The 15,416-nt window shown below is 34.3% G+C and carries 15 protein-coding genes and 1 tRNA gene; 4 read left to right on the top strand and 12 right to left on the bottom strand.

What is annotated here, in order from left to right:
* Nucleotides 1-188 precede the first annotated feature (188 nt).
* Nucleotides 189-1,037: an oxidoreductase gene (locus HMPREF3134_RS02090; RefSeq protein ID WP_037550864.1), complete on the top strand. Its 849-nt coding sequence runs from the start codon at nucleotides 189-191 to the stop codon at nucleotides 1,035-1,037.
* A gap of 53 nt (nucleotides 1,038-1,090) precedes the next feature.
* Here HMPREF3134_RS02090 and HMPREF3134_RS02085 read toward each other — a convergent pair whose 3' ends face one another.
* The 6 genes from HMPREF3134_RS02085 to HMPREF3134_RS02060 are packed head-to-tail and all read right to left on the bottom strand — an operon-like array spanning nucleotide 1,091 to nucleotide 6,687.
* A complete protein-coding gene (locus HMPREF3134_RS02085) occupies nucleotides 1,091-2,008 on the bottom strand; it encodes a D-ribose ABC transporter substrate-binding protein (protein WP_037550866.1) in 918 nt (305 codons plus the stop codon).
* A 19-nt stretch (nucleotides 2,009-2,027) separates the two neighbouring features.
* On the bottom strand, nucleotides 2,028-2,966 hold the full coding sequence (gene rbsC, locus HMPREF3134_RS02080) for an ABC transporter permease subunit (protein ID WP_037550868.1): 939 nt from the start codon (nucleotides 2,964-2,966) through the stop codon (nucleotides 2,028-2,030).
* On the bottom strand, nucleotides 2,947-4,443 hold the full coding sequence (locus HMPREF3134_RS02075) for a sugar ABC transporter ATP-binding protein (protein WP_037550870.1): 1,497 nt from the start codon (nucleotides 4,441-4,443) through the stop codon (nucleotides 2,947-2,949). Before HMPREF3134_RS02075 ends, rbsC begins: the two co-directional genes overlap by 20 nt.
* 12 nt (nucleotides 4,444-4,455) lie before the next feature.
* A complete protein-coding gene (gene rbsD, locus HMPREF3134_RS02070; protein ID WP_037550872.1) occupies nucleotides 4,456-4,845 on the bottom strand; it encodes a D-ribose pyranase in 390 nt (129 codons plus the stop codon).
* A complete protein-coding gene (rbsK, locus tag HMPREF3134_RS02065) occupies nucleotides 4,838-5,719 on the bottom strand; it encodes a ribokinase (protein WP_070440399.1) in 882 nt (293 codons plus the stop codon). The genes rbsD and rbsK overlap by 8 nt, the downstream gene beginning before the upstream one ends.
* Entirely contained in the window at nucleotides 5,716-6,687 is a 972-nt protein-coding gene (locus HMPREF3134_RS02060) for a LacI family DNA-binding transcriptional regulator (RefSeq protein ID WP_070440397.1), read from the bottom strand. The genes rbsK and HMPREF3134_RS02060 overlap by 4 nt, the downstream gene beginning before the upstream one ends.
* 241 nt (nucleotides 6,688-6,928) lie before the next feature.
* Between HMPREF3134_RS02060 and HMPREF3134_RS02055 the strand changes: the two genes are divergently transcribed.
* Nucleotides 6,929-7,792 carry an HTH domain-containing protein gene (locus HMPREF3134_RS02055; RefSeq protein ID WP_070440394.1) on the top strand — a complete coding sequence of 288 codons (864 nt, stop codon included), beginning with the start codon at nucleotides 6,929-6,931 and terminating at the stop codon, nucleotides 7,790-7,792.
* A 325-nt stretch (nucleotides 7,793-8,117) separates the two neighbouring features.
* Here the strand turns inward: HMPREF3134_RS02055 and HMPREF3134_RS12620 are convergent, their stop codons facing one another.
* Together HMPREF3134_RS12620 and HMPREF3134_RS02045 are read right to left on the bottom strand one after the other, a co-directional pair.
* Complete coding sequence (locus HMPREF3134_RS12620) at nucleotides 8,118-9,008, bottom strand: hypothetical protein (protein ID WP_370863064.1); 891 nt, start codon at nucleotides 9,006-9,008, stop codon at nucleotides 8,118-8,120.
* Between the two features lie 526 nt (nucleotides 9,009-9,534).
* Nucleotides 9,535-10,398, bottom strand: coding sequence for a trypsin-like serine peptidase (locus HMPREF3134_RS02045; RefSeq protein WP_070440389.1), 864 nt, complete (start codon nucleotides 10,396-10,398; stop codon nucleotides 9,535-9,537).
* A 234-nt stretch (nucleotides 10,399-10,632) separates the two neighbouring features.
* On the opposite strand from HMPREF3134_RS02045, the gene HMPREF3134_RS02040 reads away from it, so the two are divergent.
* Both HMPREF3134_RS02040 and lip read left to right on the top strand, forming a co-directional pair.
* A tRNA-Ile gene (locus HMPREF3134_RS02040) sits at nucleotides 10,633-10,722 on the top strand.
* 370 nt (nucleotides 10,723-11,092) lie between these two features.
* Nucleotides 11,093-13,333, top strand: a complete 2,241-nt coding sequence (gene lip / locus HMPREF3134_RS02035) for a YSIRK-targeted triacylglycerol lipase (protein ID WP_070440387.1) — start codon at nucleotides 11,093-11,095, stop codon at nucleotides 13,331-13,333.
* Between the two features lie 233 nt (nucleotides 13,334-13,566).
* On the opposite strand, the gene HMPREF3134_RS02030 is transcribed toward lip, so the two are convergent.
* The 4 genes from HMPREF3134_RS02030 to HMPREF3134_RS12610 all read right to left on the bottom strand — a co-directional run bounded on the left by HMPREF3134_RS02030 (nucleotide 13,567) and on the right by HMPREF3134_RS12610 (nucleotide 15,347).
* Nucleotides 13,567-13,854, bottom strand: coding sequence for a hypothetical protein (locus HMPREF3134_RS02030; protein WP_037550880.1), 288 nt, complete (start codon nucleotides 13,852-13,854; stop codon nucleotides 13,567-13,569).
* 250 nt (nucleotides 13,855-14,104) lie between these two features.
* On the bottom strand, nucleotides 14,105-14,641 hold the full coding sequence (locus tag HMPREF3134_RS02025) for a VOC family protein (RefSeq protein ID WP_070440385.1): 537 nt from the start codon (nucleotides 14,639-14,641) through the stop codon (nucleotides 14,105-14,107).
* 38 nt (nucleotides 14,642-14,679) lie between these two features.
* Nucleotides 14,680-14,895, bottom strand: coding sequence for a hypothetical protein (locus tag HMPREF3134_RS12615; RefSeq protein ID WP_053036204.1), 216 nt, complete (start codon nucleotides 14,893-14,895; stop codon nucleotides 14,680-14,682).
* A 140-nt stretch (nucleotides 14,896-15,035) separates the two neighbouring features.
* Nucleotides 15,036-15,347, bottom strand: coding sequence for a hypothetical protein (locus HMPREF3134_RS12610; RefSeq protein ID WP_306419607.1), 312 nt, complete (start codon nucleotides 15,345-15,347; stop codon nucleotides 15,036-15,038).
* Nucleotides 15,348-15,416: the final 69 nt, after the last annotated feature.

Below are 15,416 nucleotides of genomic sequence, written 5' to 3'. Positions count from 1 at the left end.
TATATATCAACTTCTATATAAAATCATATCATTTTCTGTTCTAATATTTATCTTTGCTTATCCATCTTTTTAATTAAAAGATTAATTTACATAGAAAAGTAAAATGATTATACTATATGATTATATTTATGGTGCACAAATACTTCTATACATATATGTTTAATTCTAATCAGAAAGGAAGGTTTAAAATGAAAATTGCTGTTATTGGACCTGGTGCGGTTGGTACGACGATTGCTTATGAACTGCAGCAATCACTGCCAAACGTTACATTAATCGGTCGTGCTAATAAGATAATGACCCTCCAACCTGTAAATGAAACTATCAAAGTCCATAGTATTGATGACATAAATACGCAATTTGATGTTATTATCATTGCGGTTAAAACGCACCAACTTAATTCACTAATTCCAAAATTACATCATTTCGCACATAATGAAACGTGCTTTATTTTAGCTCAAAATGGTTATGGCTTATTGCCGCAACTTCCTTTCAAACACAAATATCAGGCAGTCGTATATATAAGTGGCCAAAAATCCGGAAACGAAGTCGTTCATTTTCGAGATTATCGTTTACATTTGCAAAAAGATGATACCACAACGCATTTAAAAGCATTATTCGATACAACCAAAATTGAAATGGTTTTAGAAGACAATATTGAAGAAAAAATTTGGTATAAATTATTAGTGAATTTAGGTATTAATTCTATAACTGCACTTGGTCACAATACTGCTCAAATCTTAAAAATTAACGAAGTCAAACATCTATGTCGTCAACTATTAAAAGAAGGACACCAAGTAGCCGAAGCATCAGGTATACAGTTTCCAAATACAATCGTCGATGACATTATACAAATTTATGCTGGCTATCCTGATCATATGGGAACAAGTATGTATTACGATATAATCAATCATCAGCCATTAGAAGTCGAAGCAATACAAGGTTTTATCTTTAAACAGGCAAAATCTCATAACGTGAACACACCACATCTAGATACAGTTTATGCATTGTTACGTTCTCATCAATCACTTATTAATTAAAAAAGATTCTGAGATGACTTACCGTCTCAGAATCTTTTTTATTTCAAACATATTTAGTTCTTACTTTGTTTCAATTTTAATGGCACTTTGATTTGTTTATCTACAGAGTCGCCTTTCATTAGTCCATTGACCACTTTAATTGCTTCTTTACCCATAAGTTCAGGTTGTTGAGCTATTGTCGCATCTAGTTTGCCATTTTTTATTGATTTCATTGCATCTTCGTTGCCATCAAATCCAATGACTTGAATATCCTTATCCCCAATTGCTTCGATTGCACCAAGTGCCATTTCATCATTTTGAGCAAAGATAGCTTTAATGTCAGGATGTGCTTCTAACATGTTTTGCGTTACGTTTAATCCTTCTGCTCTATCAAACTTAGCACTTTGTTTAGCAATTACTTTTAACTGTTTATCTGCAATTTCATGGAACCCTTTACCTCTTTCTCTCGTTGCACTTGCACCTGGAACTCCTTCAAGTTCTCCAACTTTTGCATTTTTACCTACTTTATCAACTAAGTAGTTGCCAGCCATTTTACCGCCTTCAACGTTATCTGATGCAATAAATGACGCAACTTCGCCTTTATCAACAGATCTATCTAACGTGATTACTGGAATACCCTCATTGTTCGCTGACTCCACAGCACTTGAAATCGCACTTGAATCTGTTGGGTTAACAATTAAGTAATCAACTTGTTGTTGAATTAAATCTTCAATGTCATTCGTTTGTTTAGCTGAATCATCCCGAGCATCTACAACTTTAACTTTCATACCTTGTGCTTTAGCATCTTTTTCAATTCCATTTTTAATTTTAACGAAGAATGGATTATTTAAAGTTGAAATACTTACGCCTATTGTAATTTCTGATTTTTTCTTATTTGTTTTACCATTTTTATCATTCTTCAATGGTGATTCTAAGGAACATGCTGCTAAAAATAGGACAAGTGCTAATGTCATGGCTAATAATTTTTTCATATTGTTATCCTGCTTTCTCTTATTTTTTACGATCAATTAATACCGCAATTAAAATAACTACACCTTTAACGACTTGTTGATAGAATGAAGAAACACCAAGTAAATTTAATCCATTATTTAAAACACCTATAATAAGTACACCTATTAATGTTCCAACAATTCGTCCTTTACCACCTGTTAATGACGTACCACCAAGTACTACGGCAGCAATGGCATCTAACTCATAAGAAGTACCTGCTGTTGGTTGTGCAGAATTTAAACGTGATGTTAATATGCCTCCGGCTAACGCTGACATTAGCCCTGAAATTCCATAAATTAAAATTTTAATTTTATTAACTTTGATACCTGAAATTTTAGCAGCTACTTCATTTCCACCAATCGCATATGTATGGCGTCCAAATGTTGTTTTTTGAAGAAGAATAAGCAAAATCACAAACACGATAATCATTGTTACTGCTGGTACTGGAATACCGATAAAGTAGCCTTTACCAAATAATTGGAATAAATAACTATCCCCTAAATTTGTTATTGGATTTCCGTCAGTAATAACTAATGTTAATCCACGGAAAATCGTCATCGTCGCAAGTGTTGCAATAAATGGCGCCATATTTCCTTTAGTAACTAATAAACCATTTACTGCACCTAAAACAAAACCAATCAGTACGCCAATAATTAATGCAATTATTGGGTCAACACCACTCGTAATCATTAATGCAATAAACGCCGATGACAATGCAAGAATTGAACCAACTGATAAGTCTATACCGCCAGTTAAGATAATGAATGTCATACCAAAGGCAATCAGACCATTGATAGAAATTTGTCTTAATAAATTGAGTAAATTAGATAAATCTAAAAATGATGGGTTTAAAATACTCACTACAATAATTAATAAAATCAAACCAATAAATGGAATAATCTTTTCCATGAACGATGTTTTAGCTGTTAACTGTTTCATTTAAAGTTCCCCCTGTAGCTAAAGTCATAATATTTTCTTCTGTAATTTCATTTCCTGTAAGATCCCCTTTGATATTACCTTCATGAACGACCATCACTCTATCGCTCATACCAATGACTTCAGGCAATTCAGATGAGACCATAATAATAGACACACCACGATCCGTGAGTTCATTCATAAGTTGATAAATTTCTCTTTTTGCTCCGACATCAATACCTCGTGTAGGCTCATCTAAAATAATGATTTGCGCGCCGGTACCAATCCACTTTGCTAATACGACCTTTTGTTGATTACCACCTGATAATGAGCCGGCCGGCAGTCTACCTGGAGATTTAATATTGAGTCTTTTACGCATCGTATCAACAAATTGCTCAGAACTTTTATCGTCTACGATGCCATGTTTTGAAAAGCTAAATAATGAAGGTAACACCATATTGTCTTTAATGGAGAAGTCTAAGATTAACCCTTCTTCTTTACGATTCTCAGTTATAAAAGCAAGTCCATGTTTCATCGCTTCGATTGGAGACGTTATAGATACTGTTTGTCCTTTAATTTCAATTTCATTATCTGCTTTATCGACACCGAACAAACTTCTCATCATCTCAGTCCGACCTGCCCCCATTAGACCACTCACGCCCAATATTTCACCTTCTTTAAGATAAAATGATTGATTCTCAATATGATGTAGCGGATTATTGAGACGTTTTACGTTTAAAACAACATCTTGTGGTTCATACGTTCTATGTGGAAACTGTTCATCTAGTTCACGTCCAACCATTGCTTTAACAATTTGGTTGTATGTTAGATTTGCCGTTTCATCATACATAACAGAGACACCATCACGCATCACCGTTATTTCATCCGAAATCTCAAAAATTTCAGCCATTCTATGTGAAATGTATACAAAGGCCACACCTTTAGCTTTTAAATTATGAATCATGTCGAACAATCGACGTATTTCTTTATCTGTTAATGTTGCTGTTGGTTCATCCATAATAATGATTTGTGCTTTAGTCATCATCGCTTTAGCTATTTCTATCATTTGTTGCTCACCAATTGAGCAATCTTTGACCACTTTGTTTAATGGAATGTAGAAATCTAATTCTTTAAACACTTGCTCAGCTTGTTGCTTCATTTCTTTTTTATTTAGTATTCCTATTTTGTTTCTGATTTCTTTTCCAACGAATAAATTATCAAGCACTGTTAATTCTGGATATAAATTCAATTCTTGGTGAATAAATGTTAATCCTTTTTCTTCCGCTTCTTTAGGATTGTTATAGTCGATCTCAATATCAGAATTAGTGATAACACCTTGATCTTTTTTATGAATCCCAACTAGAATTTTCATGAGTGTTGATTTACCAGCCCCGTTTTCTCCCATTAGTGCATGCACTGTACCTAGCTTTAGAGTAAAATCAACACCCTTTAGAACCTCGTTGTCCCCGAAGGCTTTATGGATATTAGTCATTTGAATCATTAATTTCACCCCTTAAAATATGACACCACTTTGAAGTATGATGTTTGCATATGGCGTTGCTTCCCCTGTACGAATAATTGTTTTAGCGTTTTTAGTTAATGCTTTAAATGTTTCGTGATTAACTTGTTCTATTTCTGAAAAGTCCTTTGTCACTTGTTCAAAGATAGGTGCATTGTCTACTTCCATTTCTTCAGCTATCGTTACGTGTTCAATTTCCATATGTTGCTTAAGTACTTCATAAACTTCTAGAAAACTTGGCTGTCCCAATGTTAAAGCAAGGTCAATCTTCTTAACGTCTTTAGGAACGGGTAACCCACAATCAGCTATTACAATTTGATCTGTATGTCCTAAATCACTGAGTACTTTTGAAATGTCGCTGTTTAATATGCCTGTTTTATACATCTAATTCACCTGCAATTTCTGAAAAGGTTGGCATGCCACCTTGAGCGCCCATACATGTTACTGAATGACTTGCTGCTAAATTCGCAAGTTTAAGTGCTTGTGCAATTGAATATCCTCTTTGTAATCCTACTGCGAAAGCCCCATTGAATGTATCCCCAGCACCTGTTGTATCTTTAACTTCTCGTTTAAATCCATCAATTTGAACCTTTTCAGTGCCGTTATGATACATAGCACCTTTATCTCCTAATGTAATTATTAACTTGTTAGGGTAACGCTCTAATGCTTTATCAATATCAGTCTGGAACATCGCATTGCTTTCTGTTTCATTAGGTGTAATGTACGTCGCTTTATCAATAACATCTGCCTCTACTTCTCGGAATGGCGCTGGGTTAAGAATTGATATCATATCGTGTTCATCACAATACAATACGACATCTCTTACTGTTTCAGCGGGAATTTCTTGTTGAATTAAAACAATGTCACCTGCTTGAGCTTGACTTAAAGCTTCCAACGCGTAATCTGACGTAACATAGTTATTAGCTGAAGGTACAACGATGATACTATTATCATTGTCAGATAAAGTGATATGTGCCGTACCAGATGCAGAATGTGTAACGGGTTTCAGAAATGCCGTTAAAACATGATTGTCTTCTAAGTTTGTAAAAATTTGATTCCCGAAATCATCATCACCGATGCGTCCTACCATATAAACATCATCACCGAGTCTTGCAGCTGCTACTGCTTGGTTTGCCCCTTTTCCACCAGGTGTCGTAAAGAATGACTCACCTAGAACGGTTTCACCTTTACTTGGTACTTTATTTGTAGAAACTACTAAATCAATAGATAAGCTTCCAACTACATATATACTTGTCATTTTTTCTTCCTCCTTGTAGATTCTCTATGAATGACATCAACATCTAATACGACTTTCGTCGTTATGTCATTGTGTTCTAATTGATTAATCAAACCTAATGCTGCTTGTTTCCCTATTTCATACGCAGGTTGTTCTATCGTTGTCAGACTTGGATAAAATAACTTGGCTAATGGAATATCATCATACCCAATGACTTGTACATCATCTGGAATATGGAAGTGTAAATCATGTAACCATTTCATGATTTTAAGCGCAGTTACGTCGTTACTACATATCACACTATCGATATAGTTATGGTTAACATATGCTTTCAGTTTATCAATTGTGATGTCATGCTCATTCTCAATCCATAATTGAATGTCATGATTCTTTAGAGTAGTCCTTGCACCATTAAATCGTTCTTCAAAAGAGCGATAATTCAAGTCTTGATGCAACAATAGTACACGCTGTGCATTTCCTTTAATAATTGTCTCAGCTTGTAGTTTCCCACCTTTATAATGGTCCGCTTCTATACATTGCTGATTATCTGTTACACGGTCAATTAGTACATAGGGTAATTGATATGAATTAAACTGATCAAAGGCAAATTGAGTTGATAACTGTGAAGCAATGACGCCACTACAATTATTCACTTTAAAAGTGGTTAGATAGTTTAGTTCTTTATGTTCTTGCATTTCACCATTGCCAATCATGACGTGATACCCTTTTTGAATTGCTGTGTCCTCTACACCTTTAGCAACAATTGTAAAGAACGGGTTACTCATATCTGGTAAAAGCAGTCCAATTGTTTTTGATTTTTTGGTAAATAAAGTTCTTGCAGTCTCATTAGGATAATAATCTAATTCTTTGATGACTTGTTCAATTCTTTTACGTGTTGCTTCTTTCACATAACCACTTTTATTAATCACTCTTGAGACTGTGGCTACTGACACATTTGCTTGTTGAGCCACTTCTTTAATCGTTCTCACTTTGCCACTCCTTTTGTGTAACCGCTTACATAAAAATTTATCACTTTTTCCTTTTAAATGCAATATTAAATAAAATATTTATAAATTAACTCTTTTGTGAATGGATGTCGTCTTAATATTTATGTTTATTGATATATCGCTACTTTTTAATTTTGGAATTATACACATCGTAAAAAGAATATGATACTATATAATTAATTTTCAAAGTAAATATAGAATTGATGCAAAGGGGATCCAATTCTTGGATAAATCAACTCGTATACTCAATATTTTAACTTTGCTTTTTAAAGGTCACGTTGTTACGCAACACGACTTAAATCAATTTACTGATGTGAGTAAGAAATCGATACAGCGTGATATTAAAACTATTAACACATTCTTTTATGAAAATGAGTTTTGGAGTCATAGTAATACTAGAGTCGTTTATAATCATCAATTGGCAGGATATGAACTTAAGCAGAAAACACAAAGTAAACATAGTTTAGGCATCCTTAGTTTACTCATTAAACTTCAAAGTTTAACACCCATATTGCATCACGATATTCACAAATTTTTACTTAGCTCAATTAGTTCAATGAAGGTTTCAGATAAACACGTTTTAATGAGTACGTTAAATCAATTTAAAATTAGACAGGAATTATTGCCCGGGAAAAATCTTATGATTTTACAAAAAGCAATTGTGAATAAAGATATTGTTCGCATCGAGCTTAAAGATAAAAAGATAGTCATTAAACCATTATCTATTTTGTATATGCATTACGATTATTGGTTTACGTACGAAGAGGATCATGAAATTGAGACGATTCTACTTCGTGATATCTTGTCTGTGAAAGTTTTAAATTTGAAATTCAAGAAGGATGGCACTTGTAATCCTGTTTTATTCCAAATACACACACACTTTTGGAACCAATTCCAACAGCAATTTTCTATTAAAGAAGTTGTTGAACGAAGTGAGGATTATATTACAGTATGGGTGAATTGTACGCGTTTCGATGCGTACTACATTGCTTATCAATTAGCGCCACATGCTAAGATTCTGAAACCACAATCGTATATTGATATTTTTGTAGAAAGATTAGATGAGATTAAAGGTATTTATAAATAATGAAAGTGTTCGATAAAGTAGTTTATAGATAGATTTCGCTTGCTTGAGTTATTTCGCTTTCCAGCGGGAAAGGCTCTAAAGCAGTTCTTTGATTTTAATCATTAGAACTAGTTACTTAAGCGTATAAACACTTAAGATCCTTTTCCCAGCTTGCTTTGCTTGTAGATTTTCTTGTTGAAAATCTCTGTGCTGGGGCCCCACGCGCAACAATATTCGTAATTCATCTATGTATCTCCAAAATACAATAAAATTAGGCACTTCGTTAATTTAGTTAACATCACTATGCTAAATTAACGAGGTGCCTTATATTGTTTATTTTAAAGGTTTATTCTTCTTCGCCGTTTTCATCATATTTCGTAACGCTACCGTCTGAGGTTACAATATATGATCCAGCTAATTCACCATTTTTATCAGTAAATGAGAAGCCCCAATCTCCGTCAGAATTTTTTTCTGGTTCTTTATATGTGTATGTGTCCGTATCTAAAGTATGCCCTTCGTATTCTTCGACTTTATCAATGACATTATCACGTGTCACCGTTTCGTCACTTGAACTACTATCAGAGTCTTCTGAGCTACTGTCATCTGAATTTGAACTATCATAATGTTCAGGTTGTCTAGGCGTATCAGATGTAATGTAACTTGCTACTTTTTCAATATCTGAATCCGAAGCATTCTTAATCTTCTTTGTTTGACCATTTTTCAAAATTCGAGCTGTTTCTTGTTTAGAGTAGCCATCTTCGGTCCAACGATGGTCTTGGAAATGACTTAGTACATCGTAAAATGTGACTGTCCCATCATTATTATCTTTAAAAGTAATGTGACCTAGAGCTGTAACGGATGGACTTAATACAACGGTTCCTTCAGGATACACTTCTGAAGCATCTTCATTATATGGATTAATCGGTTCACCGGACATATCTACAGGTTCATACGTATGGTCCTCTCCGTTAAATATGTCATCTGCGTCATTTCGTGCTGTCAGCCATATTTTAGCAAAGTATTCTTTCGTATTTTTATTATTACTATTAGCAGAATGTGCACTATTAGAACCACCACTAATAGAAATTTGTTTTGCGACTTTTTTATAATCTGAATCTTTGCCATATTTATGATATAAATCTTTAACATCAAGTTCATGTCCTAAGTCAGATTGAATAAATTGTCGGTATTTGCCTGTACTTTGTGTACCTATTACTGCTACTTTATCATCACTCACACCGATTAACGTCGCAAAGGATCCTTTGCTAGGTGAAGCACTATAAAATGTCATCCCTTCTGGTGCGTCTTCAACTGCTTCTCCAGTTGCTTGTAATTCGTATTTATCTATACTTTGTTGCTTTTTCCCAGTATTACTATTTTCAATATATGAATGACGCTTTAAATCATTGGCAGTTATAGCTACATTAGATACACTGTCATCACTTAGCGCTAATGCGACTTTCTCAGCTTGATTTAAATCTTTAACACTCTTTACCGAATTCGCATCATTATTTTTCTTATTATTAGTACTATTATCAGATTTCGAATTACTATCTTTATTCGATTTATCCGTTTGTGATGATTTGTTGTTATCTTCGGATGCTTCATTTCCAAGTCCAAAATCACTTAAACTACAACCAGCTAATAACATTGTTCCAGTAAGCGCACCAATCATTAAATAATTTCTCTTCATTTCTCTCCACCCTTTATTCCCTTTGTATAATAAATTGCAAAACGCTTGTAATTCAATTTATTCAATCAAATTACTTAATATGTTGACGAACAAATTTGCCAGCATATCCTTTGAAAGACTCTCCTCCAGAAATTTCTTGCTTAGCATACATATCGGTCGCAGTACCACCTAAATTGTGTCCATACGTTCTCATACCGTACATTGTAGTATATTTGCTATTTAACATAGGCGAACCTGACGCACCTGATCTAAAAATGTCTTTCGTTTGAATTTCTGAACCATTAGGAGAAAATTGTGTTACGCGAAATTTACTAAGATATGGTTTTGTATTGTCGCCATTAATTTTTGAGTAACCTAATGAATATAGAGGTGTATTAAATTTCAATTTCTTAATTTCAGAATCTGTCGCAATACGCATTGGTTTAGCATACTTCGACATATTTTTTTTAGTGTGGACTATCGCAATATCATATTGCGGTACCTTAATGACTTCATTTGCATGAAAAGTATAAGGTATTGATTTACCATTACGATTCAATTGAAATTTAATATATTTTGGTGCTGCAGCTTTACCATATTTATCATCAATAACATGTCCATTTGTAACAAAGGTATGCGCACCAATAACCGTACCAGTACCCATTGAGTCTTGACCTTTATATTCTGGAATCCCCACTTTCCAACCATTTAAATTCGAAACACGACCAATAGATTTCAAATTACTTTGGGATGCCTTTGGATAATATTTGTTTGAAATTGAACTGTTACTGATCTTTTTAGCTTTTAAATATCCTGAGTACTCACCTGCATGTAAGCCATCATAATAATAGTTACCAACAGCTTGCGCGTCATCATGATGACCGGCATAACCAAACATCGTTGTTCCAATCACTACACTTGCAATAAATGTTTTACCAAATTTTGATTTCCACATATTATTCTCCTCAATACCTTTCTTTTATATAGCTATATCACGACATACATCGCTCAATATAATAATTTTTCAATATTATTATATAATATTAGTCGGACAATATATGTCTTTAGATGTATTAATTAATAAAACTTTAGACTTATTTTTTAATTTAATAATAAAAGCAAAGTATTTTTTGTTTACAAAATAAAGTGATAGAGGTAAAATATAAAACATATTAAAAAATATATTTATGGAGGGGTACTCAAGCCTGGCTAAAGAGGCCAATCATTTATGATTGGTAGGAGCTTTTTGCTCGCGTTGGTTCAAATCCTTCCCTCTCCGCTATTTTACGACTGAAACGATTATCGTTTCAGTCTTTTTTATGATTTAAAGATCGTTCCAACTCGTTGCCATATAAAAACGATTCCTACTAAGTCATTGACAATTGTTAGTGAGCAAGGTTACTATTTGTTTAAATTACTTTGAAAGAGATACGTTTTTTCACTTAAGGTATCCTCGCAATACATATTTTTTTACCTCATTTTGTAAACGCTTTCTCTTTTAAAATGAAAGGGAGGTCATTATGGAAGCTATTAAAGCGATCTTTAGCAAATTGTTTGAATTCTTGCCACAAGCAATCATTAATTTATTTATCTAATATGGATTCATAGATTTTCATTTTCAAAAATTAAATAAAATAGAGGTGCTGTTTATGAAAACAAGAGAGAACAGATTTAGTATTCGTAAATTGAGCGTAGGCGCGTCATCAGTTGTAGTAGCAACGTTGCTATTCATGGGAGGTGGCTCAGCACAGGCAGCCGAGAAACAACAGGAAGTGGGAACTCCTGAAACGGCGTCAGCACAATCTATTGGGGATAAAGACACACACGCGACTCAAAAGGGGCAAGTTCAATCAACTGAACAAGATAAGTCGCAAGCGTCTCAAACTGAAAATAATACAAATAATTCACAAACTAGCTTACATAATGAACATAATCAAACTGACGATGCATCTACAACGAATGAAACTATTACAACTTCAGATGAGACGCATCAAAGTACCACAGTAAAATCTGAGAAGCCAGCTTCAAATAGCGATAACCAACAAACTGAAGCTAAACAAACTTCTAAACAATCACTTTCAACTGATACACAAACTTCTAAACCAACTACTAACGACGGCATAACAAAGCAACAATCTGAATCATCTAAACAGGAAGAACCGTCAACACAATCAACTGATACAGCTTCTAAAGAAGACGACACAATTAAGAAAACAACTGCACATACGCAATCACAAACTAATGAAACGTCTGATAATAAAAAAGAAGCGTTAAATCAACTACATTCAAATGTTGTTAAATCTGAAGATGCAAATACTTCTTCAAACGAAACTAATCCAAACACAATTAAATCAACTGAACAACAACAGTCAATAGAATCAAATGCGTCAGATAAACCAAAAGTCGACAATCAACAAGCACAATCACAACCAAAGGACAATCAAGGTGACGCACTTAAAACCGCTACACAATCTCAGCAACAAACGTTAACTAAGAAGGAAGCGACAACCTCTGAAGTAACGAATCGTCTTAATACACAAAATAGCGATAATAATAATATTTCAATTGATGGGCAAACTAACCCTACTTTAGATGGTGATAAGTCTTCTAAACAAAATAAAGATGCACAATCTGGGTTAAATACACTTAAAAATAACGCAGTCGCAACGACAAACACTCAATCTAAATCACAAGCTGCAACTGGAACGAAAGATCAAACCAATAAAGTTGCGAAACAAGCTCAGTATAAAAATCAAGACCCTATTATTTTAGTTCACGGATTTAATGGTTTTACTGATGACATAAACCCATCCGTACTAGCGCACTATTGGGGGGGCGATAAATTAAATATACGCCAGGATTTAGAAGAGAACGGCTATGAATCTTATGAAGCGAGCATTAGTGCGTTTGGTAGTAACTACGATCGTGCTGTCGAACTTTATTACTATATTAAAGGTGGAACTGTGGATTATGGTGCTGCACACGCTGCCAAATATGGTCATGAACGTTACGGTAAAACATATGAAGGCGTATATAAAGATTGGCAACCAGGCCAAAAAGTACATCTTGTAGGACATAGTATGGGCGGTCAAACGATTCGTCAATTAGAATCATTATTAAGAAATGGTAATCCAGAAGAACAAGAATATCAACGTGTACATGGTGGCGATATTTCACCTTTATATCAAGGTCAAAACGATAATATGATTTCATCAATTACGACACTTGGAACGCCACATAACGGCACACATGCGTCAGATTTATTAGGTAACGAAGCGCTTATTCGTCAAGTTGTCTTTGACGTAGGAAAAGTACTTGGCAATAAAGATTCACGTGTAGACTTCGGTCTGTCTCAATGGGGTCTAAAACAACAGCCTAACGAGTCTTACGTTGACTATGTCAAACGTGTTAAAGATTCAAAATTATGGCAAACCAAAGACAATGGCTTTTATGATTTAACACGTGAAGGTGCGACAAATCTTAATCGTCAAACATCATTAAACCCTAACATTGTGTATAAAACTTACACAGGAGAATCAACACATGCATCGTTATTCGGACGTCAAAAATCTGATTTAAATTTATTCTTCCCATTTACCCTTACTGCTAATGTAATTGGTAAAGCAGCTGAAAAAGAATGGCGAGAAAATGATGGCTTAGTGTCTGTTATTTCATCACAACATCCATTTAATCAAGCTTATACACAAGCAACGGATACAAATCAAAAAGGTATTTGGCAAGTAACACCAACAAAACATGATTGGGATCATGTAGATTTTGTCGGCCAAGATAGTACTGACACAAAACGTACTAGAGCTGAATTACAACAATTTTGGCATGGCTTAGCAGATGATTTAGTCCAAAGTGAGAATTTAACACGCAACGCTTAATACATTTCAAGTTTAATCAAAAGGAGGTCTCGTTATGTCTGGTACTTTTCTTCAATTAATAGGTTCTCTATTTAACATCTTAAAAGTATTATTCTCATAAATGCGTCATAACATGATAAGCACCGCCTATTAAAAAGCATTCGCTTTTCATAATAGGTGATGCTTATTTTCATTCGTATATTGCTGTTGAAATCAAAAGTTCTTACACTAACATTTTTAATAATCACTAATGTTTATTCCGCGCCTTTATTAACAAATTGCGAGCTACTGGAGGCACTGTCTGCAGCAGATAAGGTCACTTTAATTGCGTCATTTGATTCATCGACTTCGTGCTGCAACTCACTATTGAGTCCTAACAAGTTATTCGCTTGTGTTTCATCACTATTAAGCTCTTCCAAACCATTTACAATCCCAGTCGCTAAAAATTCACATGCTTCGTCACTTTCAACATACACTTTTTCTTTTACAATACTTTCAATTACATCGATTAATTCTGATTTTTGAATTTGAATATCAATCATGAAAATTACTCCCTTAAATTGTTGTTGACATCAACAAAATTTTATGTCTTTAATTTTATACTCTTTTTAAGCATAGATATTCAAAATTGCATACATCTAATAACCCTAAACCCCTTATAATATCTAGCTTAACAAGCTACTTGGAAGGCTTGTTAAAGGTATTATACATTAATTTAAAGGGAGAAAATACTTAATTTTTTTAATATGACAAATGTGTCATATTAATGAATAATGATATGTTTAAATTACTTTAATTGTTGACCTTTTTCGGCACAAAAACTTCTGCCTCACTATCATCTGGATAGTAAAATCCATTAGGTACCGTTTGTAATTCAATTAAGCTTCCCCACGGACTTTTTACATAAACAGTTTGATTACCTTCAGTGTCTTCATATTTCGTATTCACATGCGGCTCTGAAATAGGTTGACCTCCAGCTTGCGTCAACTGTTTAACGGCCTCATCAAAGTGTTCTGCCTCGATATAAAAAGAGATATGCGTATAACCAATGTCTTGTAACGTTTGCACTTGACCTTGATGTGCATCTTTAAATTCAAACATTTCAATATTCGGTCCATTACCAAAGACCATCATACGTTTATGAATAATGGATGCCCCTTCTTCTAAACCAAGAATGTGTTCAACTGTTTCCCCACCACGAGGTTCATCCGTCTTTCGTTGACTATCATAAGCAATCTTGCCGTTGAGCCCTTCTTTGAAAAAGGCTGTCGCCGCTTCAATATCCGGTACTGTGAGTCCGATATGATTGATTCCTCGATTTATATTCATACACCATCACCTCTAATAACAATGTTTTAATATGCGAGTTACGTATGTTCACCACGACGGATGCGATCTATAATTTTTTGTAGTCTATTACGTTTATCTTCCTCATTTTCAACAAAAAAGACAGCACCTTCCCCTTCAATCGCAACCCAAGGTACAATAGCATCGAAATCTAGGTCTTGAATCAATTCCAGGCTTTTTAATGGATGTTTGTCGGTCACTTGAATTGAAAATAACAGTACGTCATTCCCCGTCATCTACACATAAAAAGTCGCCTGTAAAAAGGAAACGATGTTCACCGTTATCCCACAGAAACATCGTCGTACCTGGCGTATGTCCTGGAGTAGGAATGACTTCTAAATCATCTGCAATCGGCTTACGTTGTTCAAACTATCCATCAATCCGGTACCGTTCGATTGATTGCTGCTACATCATCACGATGAATCCAAAATGGTATATCTATACTAGGTGTTCCGCCTAAGGATTCATGCTCATGATTCATTAAAACACATGAAGCGCCGCCTAATAATTGGATATCTGTCACTGCTTCATTTAAAACTGGTGAATGATAAATGACTATATTGCCTTCTGATCGTTCTAGCACAAATGACTTAATACGGTGGCGTTTATCAAATGGCAAGACTGCCTTTGTTGTTTCATATAATCCTTTCTGAATACGTGTTAATGTCTCTAATTGTTTATTATCCATAAATGAATCACCCTTTTCGCAATTTGATATCTTAAGCTATACCCTTTTTCTTCATCATAAATATGATTA

The sequence above is a fragment of the Staphylococcus sp. HMSC14D10 genome (assembly GCF_001808125.1).
GTDB lineage: Bacteria > Bacillota > Bacilli > Staphylococcales > Staphylococcaceae > Staphylococcus > Staphylococcus haemolyticus.
Note: the sequence above shows the minus strand (reverse complement) of the source record. Positions and strands in the feature narration are given on the sequence as shown.